At 35.4% G+C, this 13,755-nt stretch carries 15 protein-coding genes and 1 other annotated feature; all 15 genes read left to right on the top strand.

Annotation, left to right across the window (positions count from 1 at the left end; all coding sequences use genetic code 11):
* Window positions 1-145 precede the first annotated feature (145 nt).
* The 15 genes from D1606_RS01275 (at window position 146) to D1606_RS01345 (ending at window position 13,755) form a co-directional block, all read left to right on the top strand.
* Complete coding sequence (locus D1606_RS01275; protein ID WP_119414208.1) at window positions 146-979, top strand: sigma-E processing peptidase SpoIIGA; 834 nt, start codon at window positions 146-148, stop codon at window positions 977-979.
* A 20-nt stretch (window positions 980-999) separates the two neighbouring features.
* Window positions 1,000-1,707 carry an RNA polymerase sporulation sigma factor SigE gene (gene sigE, locus D1606_RS01280; RefSeq protein ID WP_119414209.1) on the top strand — a complete coding sequence of 236 codons (708 nt, stop codon included), beginning with the start codon at window positions 1,000-1,002 and terminating at the stop codon, window positions 1,705-1,707.
* 93 nt (window positions 1,708-1,800) lie between these two features.
* On the top strand, window positions 1,801-2,580 hold the full coding sequence (sigG, locus tag D1606_RS01285; protein WP_119414210.1) for an RNA polymerase sporulation sigma factor SigG: 780 nt from the start codon (window positions 1,801-1,803) through the stop codon (window positions 2,578-2,580).
* Window positions 2,581-2,675: 95 nt separating this feature from the next.
* A complete protein-coding gene (locus tag D1606_RS01290) occupies window positions 2,676-2,912 on the top strand; it encodes a PRC-barrel domain-containing protein (RefSeq protein WP_119414211.1) in 237 nt (78 codons plus the stop codon).
* An 80-nt stretch (window positions 2,913-2,992) separates the two neighbouring features.
* On the top strand, window positions 2,993-3,697 hold the full coding sequence (locus D1606_RS01295; protein WP_119414212.1) for a YggS family pyridoxal phosphate-dependent enzyme: 705 nt from the start codon (window positions 2,993-2,995) through the stop codon (window positions 3,695-3,697).
* Window positions 3,681-4,184, top strand: a complete 504-nt coding sequence (locus tag D1606_RS01300) for a cell division protein SepF (RefSeq protein ID WP_119414213.1) — start codon at window positions 3,681-3,683, stop codon at window positions 4,182-4,184. Before D1606_RS01295 ends, D1606_RS01300 begins: the two co-directional genes overlap by 17 nt.
* A 16-nt stretch (window positions 4,185-4,200) precedes the next feature.
* Complete coding sequence (locus tag D1606_RS01305; protein ID WP_119414214.1) at window positions 4,201-4,464, top strand: YggT family protein; 264 nt, start codon at window positions 4,201-4,203, stop codon at window positions 4,462-4,464.
* A gap of 142 nt (window positions 4,465-4,606) precedes the next feature.
* Window positions 4,607-5,392 carry a YlmH family RNA-binding protein gene (locus tag D1606_RS01310; protein WP_119414215.1) on the top strand — a complete coding sequence of 262 codons (786 nt, stop codon included), beginning with the start codon at window positions 4,607-4,609 and terminating at the stop codon, window positions 5,390-5,392.
* 92 nt (window positions 5,393-5,484) lie between these two features.
* The gene (locus D1606_RS01315) at window positions 5,485-5,994 is read left to right on the top strand and encodes a DivIVA domain-containing protein (RefSeq protein WP_119414216.1); all 510 of its coding nucleotides are present in this window, start codon (window positions 5,485-5,487) and stop codon (window positions 5,992-5,994) included.
* Between the two features lie 54 nt (window positions 5,995-6,048).
* Window positions 6,049-6,274 (top strand) — a binding site (T-box leader).
* A gap of 66 nt (window positions 6,275-6,340) precedes the next feature.
* The gene (gene ileS, locus D1606_RS01320; RefSeq protein WP_119414217.1) at window positions 6,341-9,112 is read left to right on the top strand and encodes an isoleucine--tRNA ligase; all 2,772 of its coding nucleotides are present in this window, start codon (window positions 6,341-6,343) and stop codon (window positions 9,110-9,112) included.
* 105 nt (window positions 9,113-9,217) lie between these two features.
* The gene (lspA, locus tag D1606_RS01325; protein ID WP_119414218.1) at window positions 9,218-9,694 is read left to right on the top strand and encodes a signal peptidase II; all 477 of its coding nucleotides are present in this window, start codon (window positions 9,218-9,220) and stop codon (window positions 9,692-9,694) included.
* Entirely contained in the window at window positions 9,694-10,605 is a 912-nt protein-coding gene (locus tag D1606_RS01330) for an RluA family pseudouridine synthase (RefSeq protein ID WP_119414219.1), read from the top strand. Before lspA ends, D1606_RS01330 begins: the two co-directional genes overlap by 1 nt.
* Window positions 10,606-10,816: 211 nt before the next feature.
* Window positions 10,817-11,356: a bifunctional pyr operon transcriptional regulator/uracil phosphoribosyltransferase PyrR gene (pyrR, locus tag D1606_RS01335; RefSeq protein ID WP_119414220.1), complete on the top strand. Its 540-nt coding sequence runs from the start codon at window positions 10,817-10,819 to the stop codon at window positions 11,354-11,356.
* 33 nt (window positions 11,357-11,389) lie between these two features.
* Window positions 11,390-12,724 carry a uracil-xanthine permease family protein gene (locus D1606_RS01340; RefSeq protein WP_119414221.1) on the top strand — a complete coding sequence of 445 codons (1,335 nt, stop codon included), beginning with the start codon at window positions 11,390-11,392 and terminating at the stop codon, window positions 12,722-12,724.
* 152 nt (window positions 12,725-12,876) lie between these two features.
* Entirely contained in the window at window positions 12,877-13,755 is an 879-nt protein-coding gene (locus D1606_RS01345; protein WP_119414222.1) for an aspartate carbamoyltransferase catalytic subunit, read from the top strand.

Here is a 13,755-nt window from a genome sequence, read left to right on the forward strand (position 1 = left end):
AGATAGTTTTGATTAATCTCTTTTTTGCTAAAAGATTACTTAGAAAATTGAATGATTATGTCGGAAAGTTTCTCCGATTTACATTCACCCTTTGACATTTTTTGTAGGCATATTATGATATCTTTTCTATGCGGGAGGTGGTGAATTGTATGGCGAAGTACTGATATTAATGAATGCAATTTTTAACTATGTCATTCTTTCTTTTGCAAACTCAATATGTTTTCTACAACAATCAAAAGGAAGGTTGCTTATCAGTGCTTTCCTTGCAGGAATTTGTATTGTTATTTTTGGACACCATTTTCTTATGTTAGTTGTTGTATTTATATTGATGATCACGGTTGCATTTGGTTGGCAAATTCGCAAATGGTGGAAAGGTGCCCTTATGTGCTTTGTAGCTGCATTGTTTGCAGGGGGATTATTTACTGCGTTCGAGCCATTATGGATCAATACTTCGGTGTTCACTTTGTTGTTAGTAAGTGGAATTGTTGCAACAGCAGGGCTCTATTTATTGAAAAGTCGATTGCTAGTAGCAAGAGGAGATACTTTGCAACAACGTTTAATGCAATTATGTGAATTGCAATTAGGAGAAATGACCATTACTTTGAAATGTTTTATAGATACAGGAAATACGACAGTTGAGCCACTATCAGGAAAACCTGTTCATTTTGTATGTTATAAAGCAATAGAACATTCCTTACCTGAAAACTTTAAAATGGCATTGTTTCAATGGAATGTAAATGAGCCATATGATTTGGAAATGTTTCCGGAATATTTTCGGAAAAAGGTGGCTGTTATTCCAATTACAACTGTTCAAGAGAAAAAAACGTATAGTTTAGCTTTTCGATATGATAAATGGCTTTTAAAAGAAGAGGAAGCCCGTCCTATATCACCAGGCTTTTTTATTATTACCATCCAAAATACCCCGTTTCCACAAGAAGCAGATGCCATATTACATTTTACTGCTTTATATCACATTTAATGATTGGAGGATTTAATAATATGATTCGTCGATTTTGGCGTTGGTTAATAGAGACTATTGCAAGCTTTAGAAGAACAGGTACCTTTTATATTGGGAGTCATGAATCTTTACCGACACCTTTAAAAAAAGAAGAAGAACAAGAGATGATTGCAGCTTTCAAAAATGGTGATATGCATGCTAGAGATATATTAATCGAGCATAATTTAAGGCTTGTTGTTTATATTGCGCGACGTTTTGATAATGCAAAAACGCCAATAGAAGACCTTATTAGTATTGGCTCGATTGGTTTAATAAAGGCAATAGAAACATTTAATGCCGATAAAAAAATCAAATTAGCTACTTACGCATCAAGATGTATCGAAAATGAAATTTTGATGCACTTGCGAAAAACAAGTCGTATGAAAGGCGAAGTGTCGCTTGATGAGCCATTAAATTCAGATGGAGATGGCAATGAGTTATTACTATCTGATATTTTAGGAACAGATGAACATCTTATTACCGACGACGTAGAAAAGAAGATGGAACGTCAACATATGTTCCATGCCATTCAAAAATTAGATGAAAGAGAACGTTATATTATGGAATGCCGTTTTGGATTAGCTGGTAAAGAAGAAATGACACAGAAAGAAGTGGCTGATCATCTAGGCATTTCACAATCTTATATTTCCCGTTTAGAAAAGAAAATAATTCAAGAATTGCGGAATCATTTAAATCAATTAACGTCATAACGGTTGAATTTGGAAAGAAAAAACACGCATATTATTATTCGATTCGGACAGACTGAACTTACTAACAGTGATAAAGCATCCGGAGGACAAAATATGCGAACAAAAGTTGAAATATGTGGTGTTGATACATCCACGTTACCTGTTTTGAAGCATGAAGAAATGCGACAATTATTTGTGGCATTGCAAAATGGACAAGAGGAAGTAAGAGAACAACTAGTGATGGGGAATTTACGGTTAGTATTAAGTATAGTCGGACGTTTTGCTTATAGAGGAGAACAGGCTGATGATTTGTTTCAAGTAGGCTGTATTGGTTTACTAAAATCAATAGACCATTTTGACTTATCACATAATGTTCGATTTTCGACCTATGCTGTTCCTATGATTATTGGTGAAATCAGAAGACATTTGAGAGATCACCATCCACTACGTGTTTCAAGATCTCTACGCGATATTGCATATAAAGCTATGCAAGCGAAAGAGCAATTTTTAACCGAGGAATTACGAGAACCAACGTTAACTGATTTAGCAAGAATGACAGGTTTACCTCAAGAGGATATATTATTTGCACTAGATGCAATACAAGAGCCAATGTCACTTCATGAGCCTATATATGCTGATGGTGGAGATCCTGTTTATATGATGGACCAATTAAAGGACCAAACAGTTTCTGAAGATCGCTGGTTAACGTATGTCGCTATTAAAGAACAAATACAAAAATTAGATAGAAGACAACAAAATATTCTTTCCAAACGATATTATTATGGCCATACTCAAACAGAAATTGCAAAAGATCTAGGTATTTCTCAAGCACAAATTTCAAGATTGGAAAAAAGTGCTTTAAAAACAATTCAAGAACAGGCTAGTGAAAAATAATATTCAATCGACTAACGAGAAGCATCAATCATAATCAAGATTGATGCTTCTTTTTCATATATATACATAATAAAATACGTTAGGAGGGATGCGAATTGCGCTTTTCAGATATTCAGCGTAAAGAGATAATTGCTGCTAGTAGTGGGCGCTTTCTAGGATATGTTGAAGATGCTGTCGTTCAAAAAGATACAGGATATGTTGAAGCCTTTGTGGTTGCAGAGCCAAAAAAATTTATGTCATTTTCAGGTGCTCAAAAGGATGCCTTAAAAATACCAATTGAAGATATAATTGTTGTTGGTAAAGATGTCATTTTAGTTAAGGGATTAGATTGAAAAATATGGTTATTCATTGATAAATTGTAGTATGCTTGATACAATAAAAAAACAAGTACCTATGAAAAGATGAGGCTATTATGACATTAATTATTGAAAATTTACAAGATATTCAACAAAATATTGAAAATGCTTGTCTTAAAGCTGGCAGAGAACCATCAGATGTCACAATAATTGCTGTTACGAAACAAGTTTCAACAGAGCGAGCAATTGAAGCGTTAGAAGCCGGCTTGACTAATTTAGGTGAAAATAGACCTGAAGGGTTATTAGAAAAACATGAGATGATTGCAAATAGAGCAACATGGCATTATATAGGTTCAATGCAAACAAGAAAAGTACGAAAAGTTATAGACCAAATTGATTATTTACATTCACTTGATCGTATAAGTTTAGCTCAAGAAATTGAGAAACGTGCCGATTCTATTATTAGTTGTTTTGTACAAGTTAATGTATCAGGTGAAAAGTCTAAACATGGGCTAACTCCAGAAGAAGTACCAGAATTTATCGATCAATTAGCAGATTTTACGCATATTCGTATTGTCGGATTAATGACAATGGCGCCTAATACGGAAGATAAAGAAATAATTCGAAATGTATTTAAAAAACTAAAAAAATTACAGTTAGAGATTGCTAGTAAGGGATATGAATATGCTCCATGTACTGAACTGTCAATGGGAATGTCTAACGACTATGAAATAGCTGTTGAAGAAGGTGCAACATTCGTCCGTATTGGCACTGCTCTAGTTGGGAACGAAAGAAGGGATTCTTATGAAAATGAAGGATAAACTTAAAAACTTTTTCTATTTAGAAGAGGAAGATGACTACGTAGAAGAAAACGTTAAACAACAAGAATCTATTCAACAACAGGCAGCGCCGGCCGTACAAAGAAAGCAAGTAAAACCAGCTGTAAGTAGACCTGCAGTGGTCAAGAAACCCGCAGTTAGAGAACGTGCTAAACAAGTAGAACACTCAAGTATCCCTAATATAGTGAGTATTACACAAAAAACGTCAAAAGTAATTTTATCGGAACCTCGTGTGTACGCGGAGGCTCAAGATATTGCTGACAATTTGAAAAATAAGCGAGCAGTTGTTGTGAATTTACAAAGAATTGATCGAGAACAAGGCTTACGAATTATAGACTTTTTAAGTGGAACTATTTTTGCTTTAGGTGGGGACATCAAGCGAATTGGTACAGATATATTTTTATGTACACCAGATAATGTAGAAGTAGATGGTAATATTTCAGATTACTACTATGAAGATTTACAATAGAGGAGTTTAAATGTCCATGTTATTGATATTTACAATCGTAAATTACTTATTTCAATTTTATTCGATAGCGCTAATTATCTATATATTAATGTCTTGGGTTCCAACAGCGTATGATTCCAAATTTGGAAGATTATTAGCGAAGATTTGTGATCCATACTTAGATTTCTTTAGAAGATTTATCCCACCAATTGGAATGATTGATATTTCACCAATTGCTGCACTAATCGTTTTAAATTTAATCCGAGCAGGCGTATTCAATGTACTAGGTTATATATTATAAAATCTAATCCCCACTCTTTTCATGGTGGGGTTTTTTGTTTAAAAAGATGATATTCATCTTAAAAGATGATAAAAAATTAGAATGACGTTACTATTGATTTACGATTGGATAGCGTTTTTGACAAAAAGAAAGGAAATAGTATATGGAAGAAATATTCCAACATTTTAGACCGGAAGAAAAAGTATTTATCGAACAAGTGATAGGATGGAAACAAGAAGTAGAAGATTTTTATGCACCAAAGTTGACAGATTTTCTGGATCCACGCGAACGTCTAATTGTCCAATCTATAATCGGAAAAAATGGAGATATTATGGTAGCTGAAAGTGGCCGTTTTAGCGAAGCAGAAAGAAAACGTTTGATTATTTATCCAAATTATTATCAACCAAGTGATGAAGATTTTTATATAACAATTTGTGAAATGACATTTCCTTCAAAGTTTATCCAATTGAAACATCCTGATGTATTAGGTGCAATTATTTCTCTAGGAATAGACCGTTCTAAGTTTGGAGATATACGATTAAGTGATTCAACTATTCAGTTTGCAATAGCTAATGAGATATTGGATTATGTACGTGTTAATCTCGATAGTGTAGGAAAAGCAAAAGTACAAGTAAAAGAATTGCAACAAAATTCACCTCTTTTGCCACCAGAGTCAAAATGGATAGAGCAAGTCCTTACAACAAGTTCTATGCGTCTAGATACCGTATTGTCATCAGTTTATCCGATTTCTCGTCAAAAGGCAGCTTTACTTATTAATGCTGGTAAAGTAAAAGTGAATTTTGTAGTGAGAGAACAAGTTTCGTTTGAATTACATGAATTGGATCTATTATCCATTAGAGGATATGGTAGAATAGTCATAAGAACCATTGAGGGAAGAACAAAAAAAGATAAATTGCGCATTAAAATTGGTCGAATTGAACGGAAATAATAATTTTTGTTAAAAATTATGTTTTTCTAGTGAACTTACTTTTATACAAATGTATAATAATTAATAAATGCTGTTAAGGAGAGGTGCAAAACATGCCATTATCACCACTTGACATACATAACAAAGAATTTACCCGTGGTTTTAGAGGTTACAACGAAGATGAAGTAAACGAGTTTCTAGAACAAATTATTAAAGACTATGAACTTATTCTAAAAGAGAAAAAGGAATTAGAAGAAAAACTTTTATCAAGTAATGAACAGATTGGTCATTACAACTCCATCGAAGAAACATTACAAAAATCAATTGTTATTGCTCAAGAAGCTGCAGAAGAAGTGCGCCGTAACTCGCAAAAAGAAGCTAAACTTATCGTAAAAGAAGCAGAAAAAAATGCAGATCGTATTGTTAATGAGGCACTTTCTAAAGCTCGAAGAATTGCATTAGAAATAGAAGAGTTGAAAAAACAATCAAAAGTGTTCCGAAATCGCTTTAAGATGATTGTGGAAGCGCAATTAGATTTAATCGAATCAGATGACTGGGATCATTTGATGGAATATGAAGTAGATACAACAGAGTTAGAACGATTAGATTTACCACAAGATTAATCGTAGTACTTGACTGTATGCGTATCGTTTTCTATAATGTCATCATATATGTATGAAAAGGTTATGATGGAGACAGTATTTTTTAAGTGCGGTTAAGCGATTTGAGGATAGTGAAAGCTCAAACGAAACACTTTTAAAAGAAAATCACTCCTGAACTAGATTGCTGAACGAAAGAAAAGTAAGCAATCTCGTCAACACCACGTTACGGTGTCTAAAGCGGCGTCATGAACAATGACGCAACTAGGGTGGTACCGCGAGAAGACTCCTCCTCGTCCCTTTTTGGGATGGGGAGTTTTTTTATTTTATTTAGTAAAAGTACCTATATTTAAAAGGAGGAATTTTCAATATGGAATACAAGAATACCTTATTGATGCCAAAAACGGATTTCCCTATGCGTGGAAATCTGCCAAATAACGAACCTAAAATGCAAGAAAAATGGGAAGAAATGGACATTAATGCAAAAGTACTTGAACGTACAAAAGATCGTCCTGCTTTTATCCTTCATGATGGCCCTCCATATGCAAATGGTGATCTTCATATGGGTCATGCATTAAACAAAGTTTTAAAAGATATGATCAACCGTCATCGTTCAATGACTGGTTACTATGTACCTTATGTACCTGGTTGGGATACTCATGGCTTACCAATCGAGCAAGCATTAACAAATAAAGGCCATGACCGTAAGAAAATGTCTATCGCTGAATTCCGTGAATTATGTAAAGACTATGCTTATGAACAGGTAAGTCGTCAACGTGAACAATTCATGCGTATTGGTGTTCGCGGTGATTGGAAAAACCCTTATATTACGTTAAAACCTGAATTTGAAGCACGCCAAATTGGTGTATTTGGTGCCATGGCTAAAAAAGGTTATATCTACAAAGGTTTAAAACCGGTTTACTGGTCTCCATCTAGTGAATCTGCATTAGCTGAAGCAGAAATTGAATATAAAGATATCAAATCACCTTCAATTTATGTAGCGTTTGATGTAAAAGACGGTAAAGGGGTTGTCAATAATGATGAGAAATTTATCATCTGGACTACAACTCCATGGACAATGCCAGCTAACCTTGGTATTTCTGTAAACCCTGAATTCACATACGTTGTAGTAAAAGCAAACGGTTCAAAATATATTATCGCTAAAGGCCTGCTTGAAAAAGTAGCTGAAAAGCTTGGTTGGGAAAACCCTGAAATCGATCGTGAAATTAACGGCGCAGATCTTGAAAATGTGACTGCTCAACATCCATTATTTGATCGTGAATCACTTGTAATGCTTGGTGACCATGTAACTCTTGAAGCAGGTACTGGTTGTGTTCATACAGCTCCTGGACATGGGGAAGATGACTATCAAGTAGGTAAACGATATGGTTTAGAAATTCTTTCTGTAGTTGATCATAGAGGATGCTTAACTGAAGCAGCAGGAGAATTTGCTGGTATGTTCTATGACAAAGCAAATAAACCAATCTGTGAAAAACTAGAAGAAGTAGGCGCATTATTAAGTCTTTCTTTCTTCACACACTCATACCCACATGACTGGCGTACAAAAAAACCTGTTATTTTCCGTGCAACACCACAATGGTTTGCATCAATTGATAAATTCCGTCCTGAATTACTTCAAGCAATTCGTGACACAAACTTCACACCAGCATGGGGTGAAACTCGCCTTTATAATATGATTCGTGATCGCGGTGACTGGTGTATTTCTCGTCAACGTGCTTGGGGTGTTCCAATCCCAGTATTTTATGCTGAAAACGGTGAAGAAATTATTACAGAAGAAACAATTGCTCACGTTCAAGAATTATTCCGTGAACATGGTTCAAACATTTGGTTCCAAAGAACTGCAAAAGAGTTACTTCCTGAAGGATTTACTCACCCAGGTTCTCCAAATGGCGAATTTACAAAAGAAAATGACATTATGGACGTTTGGTTCGACTCAGGCTCCACTCACCAAGGCGTATTAGAAGAACGCCCTGAACTACGATACCCAGCAGATTTATACTTAGAAGGTTCTGACCAATATCGTGGTTGGTTTAACTCTTCTCTAATCACTTCTGTTGCGATGAATGGTCACGCTCCATATAAAGGTCTACTATCTCATGGTTTCGTACTTGATGGTGAAGGACGTAAAATGAGTAAATCAATTGGTAATATCATTGCACCAAGTAAAGTGATGAAACAATATGGTGCAGATATCTTACGTCTTTGGGTTGCATCTGTTGACTATACTGCTGATGTTCGTATCTCAATGGATATGTTAAAACAAGTGTCTGAAGTTTATCGTAAGATTCGTAATACCCTTAAATTCTTACATGGTAACCTACATGACTTCAACCCAGAAAAAGATTATGTAGCATATGAAGATTTACGTGAAGTAGATCAATATATGTATATGGAATTACAAAATCTGATCAAAACTTCTCGTGAAGCATATGATCATTATGAATTTGCAACTGTTTATAAAGCAGTGAATAACTTTATTGCAACAGAATTAAGTTCATTCTATTTAGATATTGCAAAAGATGTTGTTTATATCGAAGGTGCAGATAATCATGCTCGTCGTGCTATGCAATCTGTTATGTACGATACATTACATGCTTTGTTGAAATTAATGACTCCAATTATCCCACATACTACTGATGAATTATGGTCATATTTACAATACAAAGACGTAGAAAGTGTCCAATTGACTGATATGCCAGATGCCGTTCAAAAAGAAAACTTTGCAACATTAACAGATAAATGGACAAAAATTATGAATATCCGTAATGTTGTTTTAAAAGCATTAGAAGAAGCGCGTAATGCAAAAACAATCGGTAAATCATTGGAAGCTAAAGTAACAGTTTATGGCACTGAAGAAGTTGTTACTTTACTAAATGATGCGAATATTAACTTCGCTCAATTAAATATTGTCTCTGAATTTGTAGTAGCAGGTTCTTTAGCTGATGCTCCAGAAAATGCTGTTAAAACTGATAAAGTTGCAGTAGTAGTAGAAAAAGCAGAAGGCGAAAAATGTGAACGTTGCTGGACAATTTCTAAAACAGTAGGTCATAATCATAACCACCCTACTTTATGTGAACATTGTGCAGAAACTGTAGAAAAATATTACGCAGATGTAGAATAATAAATACTAAAATGGTCGTTCACAACTTGTGGACGGCCATTTTTTTCGATTCTGGACATTATATGATAAAATAGGTTAGATTCGGGAGTAAACGGAGGACTTGCTGTGTATAAATATTATGGAATAGCTATTTTCGTGATCATACTTGATCAACTGTCAAAATGGAGTATTGTTGAGAATATGCATTATGGGGAAAGTATTTCGATTTTGGATCCTTATTTTGGATTGTTATCACATCGAAATCGTGGTGCAGCATGGGGGATGTTGCAAGGTCAATTTTGGTTATTTGCACTTGTCACAGTGATAGTAATTGCGGGTATTATATATTACTACCATAAAGAAGCAAAAGGAAAACCGATGTTTCAAGTAAGTCTAATGCTATTATTAGGCGGAGCAATTGGAAACTTTATCGATCGATTATTCCGTGGGGAAGTAGTAGACTTTGTACATGTAATTATTCCGGTGATCAATTATGATTTTCCGATATTTAATATTGCAGATGCATCTCTAACTTTTGGTGTTATTTTGCTAATTATTTATATGGTGTTTGAAGATAAATTAGAAAAGAAAAAGGTGAAGTAATGTCAGTAATATATACTGCAACAGAAGAGGTAAACGGTGAACGAATTGATAAAGCACTTGCCTCTATGCAACAAGAATGGTCACGAACTCAAATTCAAGGTTTTGTACAAGGAGGTTTTGTCAACGTAAATGGACAGGAAGTAAATCGAAAATATAAAGTTCAAGTAGGGGACGTTATAGAGGTAAATCCGCCTGAACCAGAACCACTTGAAATTATTGCTGAGGATTTGAATCTTGAGATTGTTTATGAAGATTCAGATGTTTTAGTTGTTAACAAACCGAAAGGCATGGTAGTACATCCAGCGCCTGGTCATACAAAAGGTACTTTAGTAAATGGGCTAATGTATCATTGTAAAGATTTATCGGGCATTAATGGTGTGATGCGTCCTGGAATTGTCCATCGGATTGACAAAGATACTTCAGGCCTTTTAATGGTTGCGAAAAATGACCAAGCACATGAATCTCTTGTACAACAATTAGTAGATAAAACCGTAACTCGCCGTTACACAGCATTGGTTCATGGTCATATTCCACATGATAAAGGAACTATTGATGCGCCAATTGGTCGTGATCCTAAAGATCGTCAAAAAATGGGCATTGTTGATAATGGTAAACATGCTGTCACACATTTCCAAGTAATTGGCCGCTTTGGTGTTGACTATACACTAATCGAATGCCGATTAGAAACAGGGCGTACACATCAAATTCGTGTGCATATGAATTATATCGGCTATCCCTTAGTTGGAGATCCAAAATATGGTCTTAAAAAGACTATCGACTTTGGAGGTCAAGTATTACACGCCGGCATTTTAGGATTTGTGCATCCAAGAACAAAAGAATATTTGGAATTTGAAGTACCGCTTCCTGCAGATTACCAACAGTTGCTAGAAGAATTGAAAAATAACTATTGACTACTTAAGTCATAAAAGAATATACTTAGTTCAGTGAAAATCTAATATTCACCTTTTAAAGACAGTCCAGAGAGGCTGAGAAGGGATGCGAAGAATGTGAGATTACTGTACGAGTTACAGTCTATTTGACATATCTATAAGTATACCTATATCCTCTTGGGCTCTTAGCTCAAGAGTTTTTTGTTTTTAGCCAAGAAAGGAGGCAAAATATATGACTAAAAAAGCCGAGCTTCTAGACCAAGCAGCGATGAACAGAGCATTAACGCGAATTGCTCATGAAATTATTGAACGTAACGAAGGAATTGATGAATGTATTCTTGTTGGGATTAAAACAAGAGGCGCCTTTCTTGCGAGACGTTTAGCCCAAAAAATAAATACAATCGAAAAGAAAGAAATTCGTTCAGGTGAATTGGACATTTCTTTGTATCGAGATGATTTATCAGTTAAAACGATCAATGAAGAAGCTCTTGTACAACAAGTGGATATTACTTATGATGTAACAAATCAAAAAGTAATTTTAGTTGATGATGTTCTTTATACTGGTAGAACGGTACGAGCAGCAATGGATGCTGTAATGGATATCGGTAGACCTTCACAAGTCCAACTTGCAGTCTTAGTAGACCGTGGTCACAGAGAACTCCCAATACGAGCAGACTTTGTAGGAAAGAATATTCCAACAGCAAGCCATGAACGAATTGTCGTAAGTATGGTAGAAGTTGATGATCAAGATTTAGTAGCCATTTACGAATAGATATGAAGCTTTAAATACGGAGGAATTATAGATATGTCAAAAGCTGTTTTAGATATCAACGATAAGCCAAAAACCGGGCAACTAATTACGTTGAGTTTACAACATATGTTTGCGATGTTCGGTTCAACAATTCTTGTACCAACATTAACAAATTTATCACCTGCAATCGCACTACTAACAAGTGGTATTGCTACTTTAGTTTTTTTATTGGTAACTAAGTTTAAAGTTCCAGCTTATTTAGGATCATCATTTGCATTTATTGCACCTATCCAAGTAGCATCTGCTGCAGGAGGACCTGGAAGTGCGATGATTGGTGCAATGGCCGTTGGTTTAGTATACGGACTCGTTTCATTATTCATTTGGAAAACAGGATATAAATGGATTATGAAAATCTTACCACCGATTGTAGTGGCACCGGTTATTATGGTAATCGGTTTAGGCTTAGCAGTCACTGCAGTTAATATGGCAATGTATGAAAATGCCAACACACCAGATGCAGTTTATAGTCTGCCATACTTTACAGTAGCTTTAATTACTTTAATCGCAGCTATTATTTGTAACAACTACTTTAAGGGTGTTATTAGTACAATGCCAATTTTGATAGGGATGGTTGTGGGTTACATTGCATCTCTAATTTCAGATGCTGTATTTGGAACGCACTTAATCAACTTCAACAAAGTGATAGAGGCTAAATGGATTCAAGCACCAGATTTCTTGATTCCTGGAATTGATTACGACTTCAACATTACATCAACATTACTTTTAGCAATGGTTCCAATCGTCATCGTAACGATTTCAGAGCATATTGGACATCAGTTGGTTTTAGGTAAAGTAGTTGGCCGTAACTTCATTAAAGAACCTGGGTTAAACCGATCATTATTAGGTGACGGTCTTGGAACATTAATTAGCTCATTAATCGGTGGACCGCCAAAAACGACTTATGGTGAAAATATCGGTGTACTTGTTTTGACTCGCGTATTCAGTGTTTGGGTAATTGGCGGTGCAGCAGTAAGTGCAATAATCTTAGCCTTTTCAGGTAAGTTAATGACACTAGTAGGAACAATTCCTACACCAGTACTTGGTGGAGTTTCCATCCTACTATTCGGTATAATTGCGTCAAGTGGTTTACGAATGTTAGTAGAAAACAAAATCGATTTTGATGATAAACGAAATTTAGTCATAGCTTCCGTAATCCTGATTCTAGGTATTGGTGGTGCGAAGATCATCTTTTCTGAAACATTCTCAATTCAAGGAATGGCATTAGCTGCCATCGTAGGAGTTGTGTTAAACCTTATTTTACCCGGTAAAGCACAACCTGATTTAGAATTACTAGCTGATGAAGAACAAGAAAAACATAAAAAAAATTAAATAAGACAACCTTTTAAAAGTTGCCCAGAGAGGCACAGAAGGGTGAATTGATACGATAGGTGAAAAGCAATAGTCTATCATGTCATATCCTTCCTGAGCCTCCTTGATATTCCAAGGAGGCTTTTATTTACATAAATATTAGGAGGCACATGATGAAAAATTTACTGTCAATGGAAAGTGTATCTAACGAAGAAATCGAAGCGATTCTAAAACGCGCTGCAGAGTTTGAAGCAGGAGCAAAATCACAACTAGAACGAGACTACTTAGTAGCAAATCTATTCTTTGAGCCAAGTACAAGAACAAAAACAAGTTTTGAAACTGCCGAACGCCGAATTGGTGCAACCGTCATTCCTTTTGAAGCAGGATTTTCAAGTACTTTAAAAGGTGAAACATTGTACGATACAGTGAAAACGTTAGAGTCGATTGGAATGGATGCAGTAGTTATTCGTCATAAAAAGGATGCCTATTATGAAGAATTATTAGAGGGTATTAACGTATCGATTATTAATGCAGGAGATGGGGCAGGCCAACATCCTTCTCAATCTATGCTAGATTTATACACAATTTTCAAAGAGTTTGGTAAATTTGAAGGCTTAAATATTACAATAGCAGGTGATGTGTCTCATAGTAGAGTAGCTAAGTCGAATATTATTGCCCTTCGTCGTCTAGGTGCGAATGTCAATATTGTTTGTCCTACCCAATGGCAAGCGGAATTTGAAGCCCATCATGATTGGGATGACTTACTTGAAACTAGTGATGTAATTATGCTGTTGCGCGTACAACACGAACGAGATGCTGCATTTGAGGGATATTCCGATGAAAGTTACCATACAAGATATGGCTTGACAAAGGAAAGAGAGAAACGAATGAAAGATGGGGCAATTATTATGCATCCTGCACCTGTAAACCGTGGAGTAGAGATTGACTCATCACTTGTAGAATGTGAGCGATCACGGATTTTCAAGCAAATAGAAAATGGAGTTTTTGTAAGAATGGCAATTGTCGAAAATATCTTGAAGGGACGAAACTAA

The sequence above is a fragment of the Rummeliibacillus sp. POC4 genome (assembly GCF_003576525.1).
Taxonomy (GTDB): Bacteria; Bacillota; Bacilli; order Bacillales_A; family Planococcaceae; genus Rummeliibacillus.

Excerpts from the sequence above, each read along its gene's own strand:
- ileS (WP_119414217.1), top strand. The coding sequence starts at position 6,341 with ATGGAATACAAGAATACCTTATTGATGCCAAAAACGGATTTCCCTATG.
- D1606_RS01300 (WP_119414213.1), top strand. The coding sequence starts at position 3,681 with ATGAAAATGAAGGATAAACTTAAAAACTTTTTCTATTTAGAAGAGGAA.
- D1606_RS01330 (WP_119414219.1), top strand. The coding sequence starts at position 9,694 with ATGTCAGTAATATATACTGCAACAGAAGAGGTAAACGGTGAACGAATT.
- D1606_RS01305 (WP_119414214.1), top strand. The coding sequence starts at position 4,201 with ATGTTATTGATATTTACAATCGTAAATTACTTATTTCAATTTTATTCG.
- D1606_RS01310 (WP_119414215.1), top strand. The coding sequence starts at position 4,607 with ATGGAAGAAATATTCCAACATTTTAGACCGGAAGAAAAAGTATTTATC.
- sigE (WP_119414209.1), top strand. The coding sequence starts at position 1,000 with ATGATTCGTCGATTTTGGCGTTGGTTAATAGAGACTATTGCAAGCTTT.
- D1606_RS01295 (WP_119414212.1), top strand. The coding sequence starts at position 2,993 with ATGACATTAATTATTGAAAATTTACAAGATATTCAACAAAATATTGAA.
- sigG (WP_119414210.1), top strand. The coding sequence starts at position 1,801 with ATGCGAACAAAAGTTGAAATATGTGGTGTTGATACATCCACGTTACCT.
- pyrR (WP_119414220.1), top strand. The coding sequence starts at position 10,817 with ATGACTAAAAAAGCCGAGCTTCTAGACCAAGCAGCGATGAACAGAGCA.
- D1606_RS01340 (WP_119414221.1), top strand. The coding sequence starts at position 11,390 with ATGTCAAAAGCTGTTTTAGATATCAACGATAAGCCAAAAACCGGGCAA.
- D1606_RS01345 (WP_119414222.1), top strand. The coding sequence starts at position 12,877 with ATGAAAAATTTACTGTCAATGGAAAGTGTATCTAACGAAGAAATCGAA.
- D1606_RS01315 (WP_119414216.1), top strand. The coding sequence starts at position 5,485 with ATGCCATTATCACCACTTGACATACATAACAAAGAATTTACCCGTGGT.